Annotated in this window: 15 protein-coding genes; 14 read left to right on the forward strand and 1 reads right to left on the reverse strand. The window is 41.0% G+C overall.

Translation table 11 applies throughout. The features are described 5' to 3' along the window. Positions 1-27 precede the first annotated feature (27 nt). Positions 28-1,431: an MATE family efflux transporter gene (locus tag B5D54_RS07415; RefSeq protein ID WP_242004551.1), complete on the reverse strand. Its 1,404-nt coding sequence runs from the start codon at positions 1,429-1,431 to the stop codon at positions 28-30. A gap of 67 nt (positions 1,432-1,498) precedes the next feature. Between B5D54_RS07415 and B5D54_RS07420 the strand changes: the two genes are divergently transcribed. The 14 genes from B5D54_RS07420 to B5D54_RS07485 all read left to right on the forward strand — a co-directional run bounded on the left by B5D54_RS07420 (position 1,499) and on the right by B5D54_RS07485 (position 19,606). Beyond that, positions 1,499-2,386 carry a helix-turn-helix transcriptional regulator gene (locus tag B5D54_RS07420; protein ID WP_078925899.1) on the forward strand — a complete coding sequence of 296 codons (888 nt, stop codon included), beginning with the start codon at positions 1,499-1,501 and terminating at the stop codon, positions 2,384-2,386. A 282-nt stretch (positions 2,387-2,668) separates the two neighbouring features. Continuing rightward, positions 2,669-3,541 (forward strand): carbohydrate ABC transporter permease, encoded by an 873-nt coding sequence (locus B5D54_RS07425; protein WP_078925900.1) that lies wholly within the window; start codon positions 2,669-2,671, stop codon positions 3,539-3,541. Between the two features lies 1 nt (position 3,542). Continuing rightward, on the forward strand, positions 3,543-4,481 hold the full coding sequence (locus tag B5D54_RS07430) for a carbohydrate ABC transporter permease (protein ID WP_078925901.1): 939 nt from the start codon (positions 3,543-3,545) through the stop codon (positions 4,479-4,481). Between the two features lie 9 nt (positions 4,482-4,490). Next, a complete protein-coding gene (locus B5D54_RS07435; RefSeq protein WP_078925902.1) occupies positions 4,491-5,108 on the forward strand; it encodes a DUF624 domain-containing protein in 618 nt (205 codons plus the stop codon). A gap of 31 nt (positions 5,109-5,139) precedes the next feature. Beyond that, positions 5,140-6,369, forward strand: a complete 1,230-nt coding sequence (locus B5D54_RS07440; protein ID WP_078925903.1) for an AGE family epimerase/isomerase — start codon at positions 5,140-5,142, stop codon at positions 6,367-6,369. A gap of 15 nt (positions 6,370-6,384) precedes the next feature. Then, a complete protein-coding gene (locus B5D54_RS07445) occupies positions 6,385-7,467 on the forward strand; it encodes an ABC transporter ATP-binding protein (RefSeq protein WP_078925904.1) in 1,083 nt (360 codons plus the stop codon). 157 nt (positions 7,468-7,624) lie between these two features. Beyond that, entirely contained in the window at positions 7,625-8,629 is a 1,005-nt protein-coding gene (locus tag B5D54_RS07450) for a LacI family DNA-binding transcriptional regulator (protein ID WP_078925905.1), read from the forward strand. A 197-nt stretch (positions 8,630-8,826) separates the two neighbouring features. Beyond that, positions 8,827-10,191, forward strand: coding sequence for a phosphohexomutase domain-containing protein (locus B5D54_RS07455; protein ID WP_078925906.1), 1,365 nt, complete (start codon positions 8,827-8,829; stop codon positions 10,189-10,191). Between the two features lie 73 nt (positions 10,192-10,264). Continuing rightward, entirely contained in the window at positions 10,265-11,257 is a 993-nt protein-coding gene (locus B5D54_RS07460) for a glycoside hydrolase family 130 protein (protein WP_078925907.1), read from the forward strand. 121 nt (positions 11,258-11,378) lie between these two features. Further along, entirely contained in the window at positions 11,379-12,542 is a 1,164-nt protein-coding gene (locus B5D54_RS07465) for a glycoside hydrolase family 130 protein (RefSeq protein ID WP_078925908.1), read from the forward strand. A 338-nt stretch (positions 12,543-12,880) separates the two neighbouring features. Further along, positions 12,881-14,170 (forward strand): carbohydrate porin, encoded by a 1,290-nt coding sequence (locus tag B5D54_RS07470; RefSeq protein ID WP_115173882.1) that lies wholly within the window; start codon positions 12,881-12,883, stop codon positions 14,168-14,170. Between the two features lie 80 nt (positions 14,171-14,250). Then, positions 14,251-16,230, forward strand: a complete 1,980-nt coding sequence (locus B5D54_RS07475; protein ID WP_078925910.1) for a methyl-accepting chemotaxis protein — start codon at positions 14,251-14,253, stop codon at positions 16,228-16,230. A 55-nt stretch (positions 16,231-16,285) separates the two neighbouring features. Then, complete coding sequence (gene manA / locus B5D54_RS07480) at positions 16,286-17,470, forward strand: mannose-6-phosphate isomerase, class I (RefSeq protein ID WP_078925911.1); 1,185 nt, start codon at positions 16,286-16,288, stop codon at positions 17,468-17,470. Between the two features lie 78 nt (positions 17,471-17,548). Beyond that, positions 17,549-19,606, forward strand: coding sequence for a methyl-accepting chemotaxis protein (locus B5D54_RS07485; protein WP_078925912.1), 2,058 nt, complete (start codon positions 17,549-17,551; stop codon positions 19,604-19,606). Positions 19,607-19,686 lie beyond the last annotated feature (80 nt).

A 19,686-nucleotide genomic window follows, 5' to 3' on the forward strand; every position in this document is an offset into this window, starting at 1 on the left:
TGTCTCCTCTTACCGCTTCATTGGATATTAACAAGCCGGTTCGCTATGGTTATCTGCTAAGTTATGGGGGGTGGTTAAATCCCGTAACCAGAGCCGAGTACGATAGCGCCGCCAACAGAGCGTTAATTTGATGATCTCTTCTACCAGCATCATCATATACACTTGTTCAAAAGAGTAATGCATGGCAAATGCGGCAATGGCGGTGAGAGGTAAACCAAAGAGCCACATAGCGATGAAATCCATCTTCAAGCAAAACGTATTTTCGCCCCCAGCTCTCAGTATCCCATTGATGATGACCATATTGAGCATCTTCAAACTGATCGCAATGCTTAAAATTGTCATCGCGGGTTGGGATAATGGGAGAAATAACTCAGAGTCTAGGTTTAATCCCCGTAATAGCCATGGCTGAACGAGCAGTAACAGTAGAGTGGTTACCAGCCCGAGTAAGGTGAACATCTTCGTAAATAGCTGGGATGTTTCCATTGCTGTGGCAAACTCTCTGCGTCCGAGGTTTTGACCTATAATGACGGAGCATGCGACGGATAAGCCAAAAAACAACGCATAACAAAGTGATTCAAATGGCCCCAGAGTGCTATAGACCGCCAGCTCTAATGTTCCCATATGCCCAAAAATGACTTGATAAATCATCGTACCGATCGCCCATAACAGTGCGCTGGCAACCGCGGGAAGAGCTAATTGGTTATAGGTTTGTGATAAATGACAGAGTGGCTTTTTGAGCGGCAATGATGTCGTGGTGAGCCAGTGCTGTTTATAAGAGAAGAAAAACACATAGGTCAGCATTTGTAGTAAACGAGCGATAGTTGTTGCCAACGCCGCTCCAGCGACACCCATAGGGGAAAGCCCCCACTGCCCTGTGATTAAGAGGTAGTTTAAAGCGATATTGCCCACAATGGTTAAGGCGGCGATAGCCAGCGGTGTTAGGCTATCGCCGGTTGAACGCATTGTTGACTCTGTGATGATCACTAAATGCGTTAAAATGAGTACAGGTGAAGCATACAATAAATATTCACTGCCAAGGGCAATCACCACCAAGTCACTGGTTTGTATTTGTAAAATCCAAGGTGCTAACCAAACAAACGCTATGCTGATTGGGAGTAAAATTGCAACGCCCACTTTTGCTGCGTGTAGAGTAATGACTTTACAGGCTATGGTATCGGATTTCCCCCAAAATTGGGCCACAAGAATTCCACTAGCCGTGGCAAGACCCGCCATAATCATAATAGCGACAAAGTGCCATTTAGAGGCTAGACCGACCGCTGCCGTTGCTTCTTTTCCGAAACTACTGACCATTAACACATCTGCCAACGATAAAATGGCGACCAGCGCACTCTGAATGGCAACTGGCACACCAATTTTTAATGTATGGGTCAAAATGTATGAGGTACTGGGTGTTATGCGCATTATTTTCATGCTAAATGAACATCTTAAAAGGCAATGAGATTTAGGCGTACTGTAAAGGGAAAGAAGAGGATGTGAAATGTTCCCAAATGACAAAAATCTGTGCAAACCCGTCATGGAGACCACTTTGCTTAGTGAGAAAAAATGGCGTGATGAGGTTTTTCTTGCTCCGGCCTGTCAGGAACGCTTTCTTGTTCAATCGGATGTACCAGAGATGAAACCGCAGGGAATTTTTATGGCTGGTCTCGCTCATCTTGCTGATCAATATTGGGTGGAAAGGTCGATGCCAGAGGTTCATACCGTATTAATTACTTTAGAGGGAGAAGGGAAGGTCTGCACCGAAAATGGTGGCTGGATGATACCTCCGAATACGATTACGGTGTTACCTGCCCATCAGCCTTTTCGCTTTGAGTTAGCCTGTGATGCCCCCATATGGACAATGGTTTGGCTGTTGTTGTACGACAATGAACGTTGGCAGGATATTCATCACTTTGCTCGTCCGGTGATGCGTTTTGATAACTGCGAAGCCATTTGGTCATTAGCCAGCTTGATTCATCGTGATATTGGTGGCCGGGCGGCCTTTCGCCAGTTGATGATCAGTGAAGTGGTGAAAATTTTGTCTAATCTTGATAATCAACTCTCTGATACACAACTTCGAGTAATGAGTGTACTGAATATGGTCCAATCTCAATTACATCAGGATTGGACCGTATCAAGAATTGCAGCGCAGAGCTATTTAAGTGAAGAGCAGCTTAATCGGGTCGTCAAGCAGATTGTCGGGATGCCTACTCGTGATTATGTGATCACATTGAGAATGCGCAAAGCATTGGATTTACTGCAACACAAAGACTGGTCAATCAAAATGATCGCCTTACGTTTGGGTTACCAAGACCCCAATAATTTTACCCATCGTTTCCGAAAGTATTACGGAATGTCGCCTCGTGAGTATCGTCAGCGTCATCTTTGAATTAGACTTTGTTATGAAATTCGTAACGTTTCGATTTGTGGTTTTTAGAGAGAAATGAGCGTTTGGTCTCATTTAACATCTAGGACATATGTGTGTCTAGATCACAAAGGTAAGCTTCTGCTTATCGTGTTTATTGATCGGTTTCACATTAAATTTATATGACTGTTCTTAAGCATTGCTACACTTAAATCGTAACGTTAAGATTTATTTGAAATGAGATGACTTTATTCAACCGAGGTCGGATTTTAGGAATTAGAGGTTGGATACTTTTTGGGAGCTTATATGTTTGACTTAACGTTAAAACAGCAGCAAAGGTTAATTATCGTGGCATTTTTAGCGATCCCCTTAACCTTGCTGTTTACTTTTTCTTATTACCCCGCTAGCCAGCTATTTTACATGAGCGTGACTGATTGGGATGGTTATGCACCCGTAAAAAACTTTATTGGGTTAGAAAATTATACTTACCTTTGGCAAGAACCCGATCAACTTCAACCTCTTTTGGTTACCTTGTATTACTTTGCTGGAGCAGTTATTCAACTGACTCTCTCACTTTGGTTTGCGGTTCTCGTCAACTCGAAACTCGCGGGAAGAAACCTATTTAAGACATTGTTATTTATTCCTTTTGTTTTAAATGCGGTTGCGGCGTCAATGGTGTTCCAAATTTTTTATCAAGTTGATGGGGCGCTCGATAGTTTTTTAATCTTGATTGGATTAGATGAGTGGATTAAACCTTGGCTCATGGATCGCAAGGTCGTGAACTGGGCATTAGTGGCCGCTTCAATATGGCGCTATCTGGGTTTTAACCTCATTTTATTCTTTGGTGTATTGCAATCGATTCCTCAAGATCAATACGAAGCCGCTCGAATTGAAGGGGCCAGCGAATGGCAACAGTTTCGTTTTATTACCTTACCTTCAATTAAGTTAGTGATTGGCTTACAGGTTCTATTGGCTTTTGTTGGCTCGCTCTCTGTATTTGAAATTCCCATGATCATTACTAAAGGAGCTAATGGTACGAAAACTTTCGTGATGGCAACGCTAGAAACGGCCTTTAACTTTAATGATTTTGGTCTTGCATCGGCGATGGCAATCTTGCTATTGATGATTGTTGTTCTATTTATGATTTTACAAAAAGTGCTGTTTAAAGAGGGGAAATAATATGTCGGAACCATCAACCGCCATGAGTTACGAAGAGCAGCAGATATTAGAAAAGGTAGAGCGCTCTGAGCGGGCAATGAAAAAGGCTCGTTTGAAAAAGAATCTGTCGAAACCCTCTTGGGTATTTTGGAATGCGTTTAAATACCTCACGTTAGCCTTAGCCTCGCTAGCGGTACTGGTGCCTCCTTACTCGGTGCTTATGGCTTCATTTAAAACGCTGGATGAGTATTACAATACCAGTAAAGTGGGCTTTCCTGAGACGTTTGCGAATATTAGCAACTACATAAAAGTCTTTACTGATGGAGACTTAGGGCTGGCTTTTCTCAACACGGGAACAATTTTACTCATCTCTTTATTCTTTACTATCGTGTTTGGAACACAGGTAGCCTATGTGTTATCCCGTTTTGATTTCCGAGGTAAAAAACTGGTTTTATTAGCCTATGTGGTAGCAATGGTGATCCCTGCGGTTACGACCCAAGTGGCAACCTTTGAAGTGATTAAAAGCCTAGGTTTAATTAACCATAAAGCCTCTGTGGTTCTGCTGTATATTGGGGCAGATGTGGTGATGATCTATGTCTTTTTACAATTTATGAAAGGTATTCCGGTTGAACTGGATGAAGCGGCTAAAATGGAAGGTGCCTCTTATTTTCTTATCTATCGGAAAATTATTCTTCCACTGCTCAAGCCTGCGATAGCGACAATCATCATCCTCCGCACCATCTTTATTTATAACGATTTCTATTTCCCGCTGTTGTATTTACCCGAAGCCTCTCAGGTGACCGTTTCTACGGCTTTGTACAAGTTTACCTCCGTATTTGGTACGGAGTGGACCACGATTTCAGCCGGGATTGTCATTATTTTAGTCCCCTCAATCGTCATTTTCCTAGCCTTGCAAAAACAGATTTATGCAGGGGTAACGAACGGAGCCGTGAAAGGTTAAGGTGTGGCTATGAATTCTTTTTCTCCGCTTATTATGGCTTGTCATTGGCTGACTCGATTAGCGTGGCTTAATTTGGCGTGGATAGGGTTTAGTTTGTTGGGCGGGGGAGTGTTTGGCATTTTTCCTGCCACGGTTATGGTCTGCGTTATGTTACGTCGTTATCTCAATGGGGCAAGCAAAGTGACCATTAAGGATATGTGGGAGCAATACCGGCAAGAATTCATAGCCAGTAACCAGACAGGATGGCTCCTTGTATTTCCAACTTTTTCCGTGCTGTGGTATGTCCAGTGGGCAGTGGTTGATTCTGACCGAGTGGTTGCTGTGTTAGCGTTGAGTTTAGTGCCCGTAGCTTTATTGGCTTTAATCACGACTTATTGCGCTTTAATCATGATGAGCTGCTATCACACTGCGACAATACAAGCCCGCTTATACCAAGCGTTGCAATTACTGAAAGAAGAAAAAATGGTGGTATTAGGGTCATTAACGGTAATGGGGATAGGTTTACTGTTAGCCATACTCATGCCAGTGGTGAGTGTGTTCTACAGTTTATCACCCGCTTTGTTTACGGCTATTGGTTTGCTGTGGTTAAAGCGGGATGAATTAAAACAGCATTGGCATGACGTGTAATTTAAAGCCTCAATTTTTAAGAGAAGAAACTATGTTAGAACTAACCCAACTGAAAATGCAGCTCAAAAATGAAGCACATAATATTTTAGATTTCTGGCTGCAATTTCAAGATAATCAACTGGGTGGGTTTTATTGTTATGCCGATTTTGTCGGCAACATTGACCCAGAACATGATAAAGCAGTGTTATTGCATTCCAGAATTTTATGGACATTTTCAGCAGCTTATCGACTTTTAGGTGATAAACGTTACTTGAATGCAGCGCAGCATTGCTACCAATTTATCATCGACAAAGCGCTGGATAAGCAGCATGGTGGTGTTTTTTGGCTTTTAGATAAAAATGGTAACGTTACGGATTCGCAAAAGCATGTTTATAATCAAGGGTTTGCCATTTATGCACTTAGTGAGTTTTATTTAGCAACGGGGAATGAAGAAGCTCTTTCTGTAGCAATGTCGCTATTTGAGCTGATCGAGTCTCATGCCTACGATGTGGCCTTTGGTGGTTATCGTGAAGCCTTTGATCGCTCATGGAACCCGATTGAAAATCAACTGGTTTGCGATACTGCAGAAGGTGTGTTGGCAGAAAAATCCATGAATACCCACCTGCATGTTTTGGAAGCTTATACCGTGTTACACCAAGCCACGCAAGATCCTCGGGTTGAGTCACAACTGGCAGCACTTTGCCAAATTATGGCTGAAAAAGTGGTTGATGGCACACTACACTACGGCTTATTTTTCACTCGTGATTGGCACTGTGTTTCTCGGGATGTCTCTTATGGACATGATATTGAAGGGACATGGTTGATGGACGAAGCGGCAAAGCAAATGGTCAATTCTCAACTCGCAACCCGCATTATCGATCAAAGTAGTGCGATGGCGAAAGTCATCGGAGAACAAGGAGTTGATCGTGATGGAGCGGTGTTTAATGAGTTGAGAGAAGGGCATCTACTGGATTCAGACCGAATTTGGTGGGTGCAGGCAGAAGCGATGGTGGGCTTTTTTAATGCTTACCAAAAGGAGGCTCGTCCAGAGTTTTTGGCTTATACCCTTGGATGTTGGAATATTATTCAAAGCCAGTTAAAAGATAATGTAAATGGGGAATGGTATTGGAAAGTCAACCGCTTAGGAGAGCCTTATAAAAACACGGCAAAAGTCGAACCGTGGAAATGCCCTTATCATAATGGACGGGCTTGTTTAGAAATGATTAAACGTATCACTAATGTAGAGCAGACTGACCAAGTCGTTCAAGCGATGGCTTTATAATACGAGGATGACATTATGCACGCTGTAGAAGTAAAACAACTCAATAAAACTTTTGGTAAAACGGTCATCCTAAATGACATTGACTTAGAAATGGAAGCGGGTGGCTTTACGGTATTACTTGGCCCTTCTGGTTGTGGTAAGTCAACCTTACTGCGTCTTATTGCAGGTTTAGAAGATGTCACTTCAGGCCAAGTCGTAATTGGTGGTAAAGATGTTACTTTAGCTGATCCCAAAGATCGTGATATTGCGATGGTTTTCCAATCCTATGCTTTATTTCCCCATATGACAGTGGGTGAAAATATTGGTTTTGGAATGAAAATTAATAAAAAGCCAGCTGAACAGATAGCCAAACGCGTGAAAGAAGTCGCTGATATGCTACAAATTGGTCATTTACTTGATAGAACACCGGCTCAGCTTTCTGGTGGTCAGCGTCAACGTGTTGCTATTGGTCGAGCTTTGATGAGACAACCAAAAGTCTTCCTGTTTGATGAGCCGTTATCTAACTTAGATGCTAAATTACGGGGAGAAATGCGCTTAGAATTGAAAAAGCTGCATGCAACGTTAGACTCTACCATTATTTATGTTACTCACGATCAAATTGAAGCCATGACCTTGGCCACAAAAATTGTGCTGCTGAATAAAGGTATTCCACAACAAATTGGCACGCCCTATGAAATCTATAACCAGCCAGCTAATGTTTTTGTCGCAAAATTTGTCGGTTCTCCACAAATTAACTTATTGAAAGGTGTGTTATATCAAGAGGGAGATGAATGGGGAGTGCTCGTAGATAATATTTGGATCCCCGTTAAGGACTATCAATTTATCAATAAACCTGTCCATGATCGTAAAGTTTTGTTTGGTATTCGTCCTGAACATATCACTCAATCTCCGCTTAATAGCCATTTTGAGCTAACACTTCCGGTCAGCGCATTTGAAATGACGGGCTCAGAAACCCTTGCCGAGTTTGATATGCATGGTCAGCCTCTGCGATCTAAATTAGATGCCAACTTACAGATCCGTAATGGAGATGCTTTAAACTTACATATGAATCTGCAAAATATCTCTATTTTCTGTGCTGCAACAGAAGAACGAATTTAGTTTAAGATTATGTTCTACTTAAGAAAAAAACAGGTGGTAAGCACCTGTTTTTTTGATGTGGTTAAAAAAACTTGACCTTTCTCTTGAGTCTCACATGTATCAATGAGAAACTTTCTTAACGTTACGGGTTTGGATATAACAATTAAGTAGAATAATTATGTCGAAAGCGACTCTTAAAACCATTGCTGAATATACTGGACTGTCGGTGACGACCGTTTCTCGTGCTCTTAAAGATGGTGATGATGTTAAACAGCCAACCAAAGATAAAGTGAAAGCTGCGGCTGAAAAGCTGGGGTATCGCCCTAATCTCTCTGGTTTAGGCTTGCGAACCGGCATTAATTACAATATTTGTGCAATATTACCAGTGACAAAACCCGGTGATATTGTCGGGGATGTCGGGACGTTAGCTTTGATTGCTGGGTTAACGGCGGGGCTTGAAGGTACCCCGTTTCATCTTACGGTGCTACCCCTAGAGCCCGGGCAGGATCCATTAATTCCGGTTAAGTATGCGGTTGAAAATAACTTAGCTGGCGGAATCATTTTCAACTTAACTCAAACTCAAGATGAGCGGGTCACTTACCTACACGAGCAGGGCATTCCATTTGTCACTTTTGGCCAGACGGAGATGACGATAGAACACGCTTATGTAGATATCGATAATTATGATATTGGTTATCGAGCTGCTAGCTATCTTTATGACAAAGGTTGTCAGCGTATTCGTTTGCTTAGTTCTTCTCAAATTTATACCTATGCATGGCATAAATATTATGGAGTTAAGCGTGCCTCGATGGAATACGGTTTATCCTTTTCAAAGGAAACCGACATTATTTTCGATACCGATGTTGATAATTACCGCGATTATGCTTGTCGCTTAATGGCAGGAGATAATCCGCCTGATGGTATTATTTGTGGGTCGGAAATCAGCGCTTGTGGCATGATCGCCGGCATTCAGGATGCAGGGAAAAAGATAGGAAAAGATATTGAAATGATAGCGGTAGAGACTTGTGATTTGCCGAGTTTCTTTACTCCTCCTATTCCTGGTTTACGACAAGACTTTCATAGTGTGGGAAAGATGCTCTCTCGTTATATGGTCAAATATGTTGAAGGTGCCGATCCCAAAGCTTTGCGCTATGTTGAAAAAACCACACTTTATCCACGCTAATGTAATACTAAACGTAGTATTGATCGTAACCTTATCATTTTTAACGTCAGAGATTGCACTCTGGCGTTTTTGTTTTTAGCGAAAGAGACAGTTAAAACTCAATCGGTATCACATTTATCGAGCAAAATCTCAACTTATCCTTGAAATGTCCAAGTAAAAAATTAAAAATGATAACGTTACGATTTTGGGAGAGAATCATGGGGAATTTAATTAAAGCATTCAAGGCTTATGACATTCGCGGTCGGCTGCCGGATGAATTAAATGAAGATATTGCCTATCGGATTGGTCGGGCCTATGCCGACTATCTACAGCCGAAAAAAGTTGCAGTGGGCTATGATATTCGGTTGAGCAGTGAATCATTAGCAGGTGCGCTACGCCACGGTTTAATGGATGGTGGTGTTGCAGTGGTTGATCTTGGTTTAGTGGGGACAGAAGAGGTCTATTTTGCGACCAGCCATTTAAAACTGGGCGGGGGCATCATGGTCACTGCCAGCCATAACCCAAAAGAATATAACGGGATGAAGTTGGTTCGTGAGCAATCTAAGCCAATTAGTGGAGACTCTGGGCTCAACGACATTAAGGCATTAGTCGCTTCTGAACCTTATGTTCCCTCCAATGTTCAAGCTTTACCTGAGCAAAAATCGCAACGTTACGATATTTCTCGTGAGTATACACAACATTTGCTCAGCTACATCAACCGTGACTCACTGCGACCTTTACGTATTGTCGTCAATGCGGGAAATGGGGCGGCTGGGCATATGATTGATAACTTAGAAGCTCATCTACCTTTTGAGTTTATCAAAATCAATCATACTCCTGATGGCAATTTCCCCAATGGAATTCCTAATCCATTATTACCAGATAACCGTCAGTCCACGATTGATGCGGTAATCAAATATCAAGCCGATTTTGGTGTTGCTTGGGATGGGGATGTTGACCGCTGTTTCTTATTTGATGAAAACGGAGATTTTATCGAAGGTTATTATATTGTGGGGATGTTAGCTCAAGCATTTTTAGCAAAAGAACCCAATGCCAAGATCATTCATGACCCTCGTTTAACATGGAACACCATCGATCTTGTTCAACAAGCAGGGGGAATCGCTATACAGTCAAAAACTGGGCATGCCTTTATTAAAGAGCGGATGCGTCAGGAAGATGCGGTGTATGGCGGTGAAATGTCGGCTCACCACTATTTCCGTGATTTCGCTTATTGTGACTCTGGAATGTTGCCGTGGTTACTGATTGCTGAATTGATTTCAGAGCAAGGGTTGAGCCTATCTCAGTTTGTCACAAAAGCGCAAAGCCATTATCCCATTTCAGGTGAGATTAACCGTCAGGTTGATGATGCTCAAGCAGCAGTACAGCGAGTATGGGAGGCTTTTATTGATCATGCACTCGTGACGGATATTACTGATGGGATCAGTATGGAATTTGCACAATGGCGCTTTAATTTACGTTCATCAAATACCGAGCCCGTTGTTCGTCTGAACGTAGAATCTCGAGCTAACCCAGCGTTGGTTGAAGAGAAAACCGCCCAAATTTTAGCGCTACTAGAAGATTAAGAACGATCACATATTGTTCACTCGAACCGTAAAGAATGAAACGCCGCATTAGGCAAAAAACTTGGAGTAAAACATGTCTGTAAAAATTATTGGTGAAGCAATTCCGAATATGCCTTGGCAAGATCGCCCCGCTGGTGAAGAAGGCGTAATGTGGCGACACAGTTCTAACCCGATTATTGATTGGAACCCTTTCCCAGCAGCAGCACGAGTTTATAACTCTGCGGTGGTTCCTTTTGAGGGCGCTTTTATTGGGGTCTTTCGTTGTGATTACAAAAATGGGCGTCCACATCTCCATGTCGGACGTTCGCAAGACGCCCTAAACTGGGAATTTGACCATTCTCCTATTCAGTGGAAAGACAAAGAGGGGAACACATTTCAACCTACTTATGCCTATGATCCTCGAGTGGTTAAAATTGAAGGTATTTACTACATCACTTGGTGTACAGACGATCATGGTGCGACCTTAGGCGTAGGCATGACGAAAGATTTTAAAACCTTTACTCGGTTAGAAAACGCTTGTGTTCCATTTAACCGCAATGGCGTTTTATTCCCACGTAAGGTGAACGGTCAATTCTTGTTACTTAACCGACCTTCAGATTCTGGTCATACTCCTTTTGGTGATATTTTTCTTAGCCACTCAAATGATATGGAGTATTGGGGGAAACATCGCCATGTGATGGGCAAAGGGGGAGATGGTTGGTGGCAAGGCACGAAAATTGGTGCAGGTCCAATCCCTATTGAAACCTCAGAGGGCTGGCTGATGATTTATCACGGTGTATCTGGCACCTGTAATGGTTTTGTCTATAGCTTTGGTGCGGCTTTATTGGATCTCGATGAACCTTGGAAAGTGAAATATCGTACTCGTGATTACATTCTTACTCCTGAAAAACCTTATGAAACCGCTGGTTTTGTTCCGAATGTGGCGTTCCCATGTGCAGCATTAGCGGATTCCGAAACCGGGCGAATTGCTGTTTACTATGGCGCAGCAGATACCTATTCCGCCGTTGCTTATACAACGATTGATGATCTTATGACGGAGTTAAAAACGAAGTCTGAAGTGTTCTAAATTAGGATAGGCATAAGAGTGAATATAACAATTTTCGTATCGTTATTATTTGTTTTTACTTCACTCTTTATGCTTTTTTATATGAAAGAAATAGAGATTAAATGCATTATTAAGGCGAATTATGTCAATGTTTAATCAAAGAATTGCTGAATTAGAAGCGGAATTTGCAAGAAATACAGAATATAAAAATTGTCCAGTCACTCCGGGTAATGGAATATTTTTTCGTTATGAAAAACCGGTATTAACTGCTCAACATGCTCCACTGGCTTGGCGCTATGATCTCAATCCTGAAAGTAACCCATTTTTAATGGAACGTTTAGGAATTAATGCGGTATTGAACCCCGGAGCGATAGAGCTAAATGGAAAGTTTTATTTAGTTGCACGGGTTGAAGGTTATGATCGTAAATCATTTTTTGCGGTTGCCGAATCAGAAAATGGAATTGATGGGTTTACATTCTGGGATAAACCATGCGTGATTCCTGAAACCGATGAGCCAGATACCAACGTGTATGATATGCGTTTAGTGAAACATGAAGATGGGTATATTTACGGGTTATTCTGTACCGAGCGTAAAGATCCTAATGCAGCTCCGGGAGATGAGTCGGCTGCCGTTGCACAGTGCGGTATTGTTCGTACTACTGATCTAAAAACCTGGCAGCGTTTACCCGATTTAAAAACTCGTTCAGCACAACAGCGCAATGTGGTATTGCATCCAGAATTTATTGATGGGAAATATGCGCTGTATACAAGACCACAAGACAGCTTTATTGAAGCAGGAAGCGGTGGTGGTATTGGTATGGGGCTGAGTGAGACGATGGATAATGCGGTAGTGGATATTGAGTATGTGATTGATCCTAAAACCTACCACACCATTAAAGAGTCAAAAAATGGTCAAGGACCCGCTCCGATCAAAACCGATAAAGGTTGGCTACACATTGCTCATGGTGTTCGTAATACCGCAGCGGGGCTTCGCTACGTACTATACAGTTTTATGACTTCGCTTGAGGATCCGAAACAAGTGATCCACCGTCCGGGCGGTTATTTTCTTGCTCCTGAAGGTGAAGAGAGAGTCGGGGATGTGTCGAATGTGGTTTTTTCTAATGGATTAATTGCTCGTGATAACGGAGAAGTCTTTATCTATTACGCTTCATCGGATACACGTTGTCATGTATTAACCACTACGGTGGAGCAATTGGTCGATTATGTTATTAATACCCCGGAAGACCCATTAACTTCAGCTCAATGTGTGGCACAGAGAATCGCTTTAATTGAAAAAAATAATTAGAGAGATAGTGTTAAATGACTCTCTAATAAAAATGTTAAGAAAAAGAGTATCCTTGGATGCTCTTTTTTTGAATACAATAAAAGTGTGACCTAAATAAGATATTAATTAAAATTAAGAAGAGGATAGATAAGTAAACATGACTTTTTCATTGAAAAAGGATCATAGATCTCAAATATGAAGTATTTTTTTATTTTATACTGAATTTAGTGATCAAAATCGTAACGTTACCATTTGGTAGTTTGATATAGTTGTTTTGTCCTTGGTGAAGTGCCGTAGCTAAAGGGATTTTACTAATCGGGCATTTGAATTTTTTTACAGTAACGATAAGAAGAAGCATTATGGAACTTAATAAATTAACGAAAGGTATCATTCTTGGCTTAGTGGTAGCCTCTGCTCCTGCAATGGCGTTAGAGACTTCTGCTGAACTGCATGGTTACTTAAAATCTGGATTGCTACTTAACTCCGATGGTACACGATCTAACTCCATCGGTTTATTTACCAGCTATGGTAAATTCCGTTTAGGTAATGAGCAAAACACTAAAATTGAACTTTTACCAACGCTTAAATTTACCACTGACGAAGGCACATGGGCGAAGTTTCGTGCAAACTTGACCCATGAAACCAACTGTACCGCCGACTGGAACTGTGTGGATGGTGATGATCACGATATTCAGTTCCGTGAAGGTTTTGTTGAAATGGGCGGTTTTGCTTTTTCTCCAGAAACGGTTTTTTGGGCAGGTAAACGTTATAGCTCTTCCAACACCTCTAGTCATCAGTTTGACTGGGAGTATATTCAATATAACGGTACTGGTGGCGGTATTGACAAAATCGATATTGGATTTGCCAAGATGGATATTGGCGTTTATGCCTTTACTCCAAGCGGTGAAAATAAGGCGGATCCGGATGATAATTCTACCCAAGGTTATCCAGAAGATCTTTCTCTCAATGTTTGGTTGAAACAAATAGCAGGTACAGGGCTAGATTTCCAAATAGTTGGGCATACTATGGAGAAAAGCTCTTGGCGTCAGAATGGACCGACTGATGGTTTTGGGTTAACGGCAGTTTATAATTTTGATGGTTTTTATGGCTTAACCAATGGTTATTCGCGCATTACGGCACAATACGGAGAAGGGTTAGCTGCGGGTGACTCTTTGGGGAAAAATGGCTGGGGATTTGGTAACGCAAAAGATGCCAAGTCTACACGTATTGTGTTTGATGGTCTGGCTAACTTAAGCGAGTCATGGGAAGTCTCGACTTTCGCTTTCTATCAGAATGATTCAGATTACGCTCCATGGGCAGGAACCAAAACAGGAGCTGATCGTGATATCTATGCGATTGGCGTTCGCCCTCATAATCAAATCACCAAAAACTTCGCTATGCAGTATGAACTAGGTTACGAGCATATCAAAGAAGACAAAACGGGCGGTGCGGATGGGGGGCTTTATAAAATGACCATCGCACCAACTTTAATGCTAGAAACCGGCTTTTGGGCTCGTCCACAACTTCGTGCTTTTGTGACTTATGCCAAATGGGACGATGAAGCATCACAGAAGATCGATAGTGGATACACACGTAATGGTGACACAGATACGTTGAACTTTGGAGTTCAAGCTGAGGTTTGGTTCTAATCCTCATTTATTCCAATTTACTGTCCTTACTTTGGAGAGAGCATATTGCTCTCTCCCTTTCCCAACTTGTAGGGAATCTTATGAAAGTGGTTACTCAAATCATAGTTGCTTTTGTTAGCGTATTGTTCATTTTCTCAGTGACCAATGCGTTAACGCTTTATCGTGCGACTTCAGCAAAAGATAGCCTAGCGTTGGTTATCCAACATTCACAGACTTTAAATGAAATATCTCGTCAATTACAACATCGTAATCAAGCCTTAGATCTGGAACTGGCTGGATTACTCTCGTTACAAGATTTTCTTGCCTATAACGATACGGCTCTATCGTTAAATAATACGTTCCAATTGTTGAAAAAAGAGGCGGAACAGGCGATGCACTTGTCAATTATTGAACCTAAGCAATGGCAACGTTTGTTAGCGTCTATTTCCGCTACTCTTGTACAGTTACAGGAACATAAAAAAATCATTTTACAGCGAGAACAAAAAATTCTTGCTGATAGGCAGGAAATGGACAACTTAGTTGTTTCGGCCGATATTACTTTAAAACGGGTACTGGGTAATGTTGGCGCAGATGAATTTTTACAAAAAGATATCGAAGCCTATTTAGAAAAGCGTAATGCGGCCATTGCAATGGCAAATCGAATTCTCTTTCTTAACAATTTGAAAGATGCCGAAATAATTCAACAGCAACTGCATTTGTTGCAAATAAATTTAGAAGAGGAAGAAGAGTACTTATACGATGAAATTCCTGCGCTCAGTAAGGAATTGGATTATCAAAGTGCCAATAGCAAATTGAATCAGTTTCTTTTCTCAGAGCATAGTCTTGCATCACAAAAGGTAGCAGTACTGACATACTATGAGCAGTTGAATGATCTACAAATACGCTATCAAGACTCAGCTCAACAATTTGCTCAAGAAATTACCCAAGTTGCCAGCTACGTATTGGCGAATAATCAAACAGTTCAAGCAGATGTTACGTCGGTATTAGATACGATTGTGACTGTCCAGTGGATGACTTTAGCGGGTTCAGTCTGTGTTCTTCTTGTAGCTGGAGCGATATTAGCGCATCAAATTCAACGCCCGATTGGTTATTTACTCAATATTCTTCAGCAACTTGTAGATGGTAATTATGCTCAGAAGGTAAAAACGACAGGTTGGAGTAGTGAATTTACTCTGTTAGCTGAGAAGTTAGATAAAGTCATGAACGTGAATCGAAATCTTATTTGTCAAGTTAAAACGAATAATCATGATCTTAAACTTCAAAGTGAACAAAATTCTCTTGCTATTCATCAAGTATGTTCATCTGGTCAAGAGCAAACATTAGCGATGCATAGCATTTCTACAGCGACAGAAGAGTTAGAAAAAATTAGTGATGAAACTCAGCAAGCGATTGAAAAATCAACGGTCCATACACAAGATATCAAAAGTATTGTTGCCCAAACACTGAACACTGTAAGCCATAACGTATTTGGCAATGAGCAACTGGAACAGTTAATCGAACAAAGTTCTCAGACTATATCTAATGTGGCAAAACGTACCGAAGATATTAGCCAAATTATCGGCGTGATTGACGATATCGCTCATCAAACCAATTTACTTGCTTTGAATGCAGCGATTGAAGCTGCACGTGCGGGCGAACATGGCCGGGGGTTTGCTGTCGTTTCTGATGAAGTCAGTAATCTTGCTAAACAAACGACATATTCCACCCATAAGATCCAAACTTTAATTGAAAACCTACATCAAGCTAGTGATCAAGCCGTACAAAGTATGTCTTTATGCTCGGATCAGATGGACAGCAATACTCAATATTTAGCAGAAACCAAAACCGCGATAGCTAAAATCGATAGCCACATTTTTAGTCTAGTGGAAGAAACGGATACCGTTACCCGTTCAGCCTCTGAACAACATCAAGCTTGTGCTCACATAGCAAATTCTGTTGCGATGGTTGTCGCAGGCCTAGAGAGTAATATTCATGCGTTGCAACAAGTAAATCAACGCAGCCATCATTTGATGGAGTTATCACAAGTTCAACACCAAGAACTCGAAAAATTCTTAACCTAGGATTTGGTATTGTGATGATTTTTAATAATTATTTCTATATTTAGAGGAGAGTAAGATGATTGAGATAAAAGGGGCAATAAAACATTATGACTGGGGTGGTTACTATTATTTGCCTATGCTACTCGATAACCATGATGCGCGTCAGCCGTTTGCAGAGCTATGGCTGGGTGATCATTTAGCCGGGTCATCGACATTAGTGGATGGTTCGCCCCTATCAGCATGGATAGAAGCGGCACCAGAATATCGTTTAGGTAAAAAAGTAGTTGAACAGTTTGGGCAGCGTTTACCCTATTTATTTAAAGTGTTAGATGTGCGAGAGCCGCTTTCAATTCAAGTTCACCCTACACTAGAACAGGCCAAACAAGGCTTTGCCCGTGAAAATGCCCTCGCGATAGAAAGCAGCCGCCGTAACTATAAAGATAACAATCACAAGCCGGAGTTAATGTTGGCACTCTCCGATTTTTATTTATTACACGGTTTCCGTAACGTTACGGAAAGTGTTGCAGAGTTAAAGAAATATAAATCGACGGATTCATTAGCCTCTTTGTATCAAGAACTGGGGCTAAAAGCGTTTGTTTCGACAATTTTTTCATTGCCAGAAAATGAATTGAGTGGCTTAGTTTTGCCCATTATTAAGCATTACCGTTTAGCCTATCAGCAAAATGAGCTAGCAAAGTCTCAATCTTTATTTTGGTTTATGCGCGCCGCATTACGGGCAGAGCGTGAAGCACTTCCGTTTGATGCAGGGTTAATTATGATTTTTATCATGAACCTTATGTATGTACCGAAAGGGTCGGTAGTTTATCAAGATGCCGGTATCCCTCATGCGTACCTTGAAGGGCAAAACATAGAGTTGATGGCAAACTCAGATAATGTTATTCGAGCCGGATTAACCGCAAAGCATGTGGACGTCCAAGAGCTATTAGCGATCACCCGTTTTGAAACAATAACTCCAGAAGTGGTGTCAGGGGAACCGACCGATGATGGCGGTATTGAATATCGCGTTCCAGCGAAAGATTTTCAGTTACGTGAGTATCATTTACACCAAGGTCAAGCATTGACTACGCCAGATGAAGAGGGAGCGTGTGTTTGGTTTGTATTATCAGGAGAGGTGAGGTTGTCAAATCAACAACACTATTCTAGAGCTGGTAGCGCTTTTTATCAGCGACCTGAAGAGGTTAATATTATTTATGCTCAATCAGACACATGGCTTTATAGAGCCTCTGCAGTTATAGAATAAAGTCAACAACTAGACCGGATGAATCCGATCTTTTTTATGTCAAATATATATGACATTAATATATGAGAAATTATTATCATGAAATTCTTATCATTTATATCAATTAAGCATCGAATTTTATTATTAATTATTATTCCTTGTCTTGCGGTTATTATTTTTTCTACTCACCGTCTTAACCAAGCGATTCATACTAAAAGTACAATGAATGATTTAGCCATAGCAATTGAATATATACAAGTAATAGCTCCTGTCTTACCAGCATTAACAAAAGAACAAAATATAACTAAGCAGTATATTTATTCTTCTGATAGCAAGCAGGAGAATATTGCTTATACAAGCATGATGGAAACGCGTAAAGAAAGTGATCGATCAATTCGTGACTTAACCACATTTATGGATCATCAGCAAACAGCATTGAACGTAATTTTTAGCAATAATGTATTAGAGCAAGTCAGTAATAAGTTGTTTCAATTGACCTTAATTCGTAAGGTTGCAGATCAAAAATTAGTGAGTTCTGATGAATATCGAGCTGCATTTGATGGTAATACTATCTGGACTGGTGTTGATATTGCTCGATTAGAAGGGCATCTCTTAAAGTCTATTGCCAATATTGCAGTATATGCAAGTCAGGATAAGGAGTTAGCAAACTTAGCGAATGCTTATTACTTTCTCTTAGAGGCAAGTAATGCAAGTGGACAGCTTAATGAGCAAATTGATGAGGCTCTTTCACAAACGGTAGGTGGGTATCAATTTGGGCAGTTGATGCATTATCGAGCGATAGAAGAAACGTACCGAAATCTATTTTGGGAGTATGCTAATGATAATATTCGAGATGTTTTTCAGCAGCAGATGATCAGAACGAGCGTATTAGAACGAGTTGTTGCGGCTTATTGGGATGTGTTTAATTTATATTCGTCGATTGATAAACATTCACTGTCGACTCATTCAGACTGGCCTAATTCAAAGAATCGAGTGGCTAAGGCTTATACATTGATTAGTGAATATATTTTAGAACAATTACAAGATACACGTGATAGTAAACTTAACCAGGCTCAGAGTGAAGTATTACAGGTGAGTCTACTTAGTCTTTGTTTATTAGGATTTATTATCCTATTTTCATGGTTGGTACTGAAAAGTATTACTAAACCATTGGGTGATTGTGTTCAGGTTATGAATGAATTTGCCCAAAATAAAAACATGCAGTTATCTTTAGATGAAAAAGGAAACAATGAATTAAGCTTGTTAAGCCAATCTTTTAATCGCTTAGTTTCTAACTTTAATCAAACATTAGTTTCAGTTCAGAATCAGGTTTATAAAACCGATGAAATGGCTGATAGTTGTGTTGAAAGAATGAATAAAGCGAATGAGTTAACGCAGAATCAACTTCAATCTACGGATAGTATTTCAGTTGCAATCCATGAAATGAGTACCACTATTGAGGAAGTTTCAGGGATTGCACAACGAACAGCACAAGGTGTTCAAAGTGCTCATAAAGTTTCATTAGATTCAGAGGAAAACTGGCAGACAAGTCGCTCCTTACTTGAACGCCTATTGACTGAGCTTGGTGATGCGGGGCAAGTCGTATTAGAACTAAATCGGGAAGCCGAGCAAATTAGCTCTATTTTAGATGTCATTCAGAGCATTGCAGAACAAACTAACCTTCTGGCACTTAATGCCGCAATAGAAGCAGCTAGGGCTGGAGAGTCAGGTCGGGGTTTTGCGGTTGTTGCGGATGAAGTTCGTAACCTTGCTAAACGGACGCATGAGTCAACGTTACAAATCCGAAGCCAAATATCTCAGCTTATTGAGGGGGCTAATACAGCAAGCCATACGATGAATAGGCTACAAGAAGAAGGAGCTACGAGTGTTGAGTTAGTTATGGAAACGGCAGAATCTTTTACAGTGTTACGTAAGGAACTCGATAGTATATTAGAAATGGCCACTATGATTGCAACGGCATCTGAAGAGCAGGCGGCAGTTTCTGGTGATATTAGTGAACGTATAGTAGCGGTTAAAGATGACTCTTCACAGCTATTAGAGCAAGCCAAGCAGACTAGCGATACATTGGATGAACTAGCATTGCAAAGTGGTGATTTAAGAGAAGAAATAAAACAGTTTAAGCTAAAGCAATGTTAGGGCTTTTTATCTATAATGGAAACGCACAATATTATTTGCGTTCGGGTAGTAAATTTTATCAGCATCCAAGAGAAGTAAAT

The organism is Vibrio cincinnatiensis DSM 19608 (assembly GCF_900167345.1).
Lineage (GTDB): Bacteria > Pseudomonadota > Gammaproteobacteria > Enterobacterales > Vibrionaceae > Vibrio > Vibrio cincinnatiensis.

Bases quoted from the DNA above. Each gene is read 5' to 3' on its own strand.
- B5D54_RS07415 (WP_242004551.1), bottom strand. From the start codon at position 1,431: ATGAAAATAATGCGCATAACACCCAGTACCTCATACATTTTGACCCAT.
- B5D54_RS07420 (WP_078925899.1), top strand. From the start codon at position 1,499: ATGTTCCCAAATGACAAAAATCTGTGCAAACCCGTCATGGAGACCACT.
- B5D54_RS07425 (WP_078925900.1), top strand. From the start codon at position 2,669: ATGTTTGACTTAACGTTAAAACAGCAGCAAAGGTTAATTATCGTGGCA.
- B5D54_RS07430 (WP_078925901.1), top strand. From the start codon at position 3,543: ATGTCGGAACCATCAACCGCCATGAGTTACGAAGAGCAGCAGATATTA.
- B5D54_RS07435 (WP_078925902.1), top strand. From the start codon at position 4,491: ATGAATTCTTTTTCTCCGCTTATTATGGCTTGTCATTGGCTGACTCGA.
- B5D54_RS07440 (WP_078925903.1), top strand. From the start codon at position 5,140: ATGTTAGAACTAACCCAACTGAAAATGCAGCTCAAAAATGAAGCACAT.
- B5D54_RS07445 (WP_078925904.1), top strand. From the start codon at position 6,385: ATGCACGCTGTAGAAGTAAAACAACTCAATAAAACTTTTGGTAAAACG.
- B5D54_RS07450 (WP_078925905.1), top strand. From the start codon at position 7,625: ATGTCGAAAGCGACTCTTAAAACCATTGCTGAATATACTGGACTGTCG.
- B5D54_RS07455 (WP_078925906.1), top strand. From the start codon at position 8,827: ATGGGGAATTTAATTAAAGCATTCAAGGCTTATGACATTCGCGGTCGG.
- B5D54_RS07460 (WP_078925907.1), top strand. From the start codon at position 10,265: ATGTCTGTAAAAATTATTGGTGAAGCAATTCCGAATATGCCTTGGCAA.
- B5D54_RS07465 (WP_078925908.1), top strand. From the start codon at position 11,379: ATGTCAATGTTTAATCAAAGAATTGCTGAATTAGAAGCGGAATTTGCA.
- B5D54_RS07470 (WP_115173882.1), top strand. From the start codon at position 12,881: ATGGAACTTAATAAATTAACGAAAGGTATCATTCTTGGCTTAGTGGTA.
- B5D54_RS07475 (WP_078925910.1), top strand. From the start codon at position 14,251: ATGAAAGTGGTTACTCAAATCATAGTTGCTTTTGTTAGCGTATTGTTC.
- manA (WP_078925911.1), top strand. From the start codon at position 16,286: ATGATTGAGATAAAAGGGGCAATAAAACATTATGACTGGGGTGGTTAC.
- B5D54_RS07485 (WP_078925912.1), top strand. From the start codon at position 17,549: ATGAAATTCTTATCATTTATATCAATTAAGCATCGAATTTTATTATTA.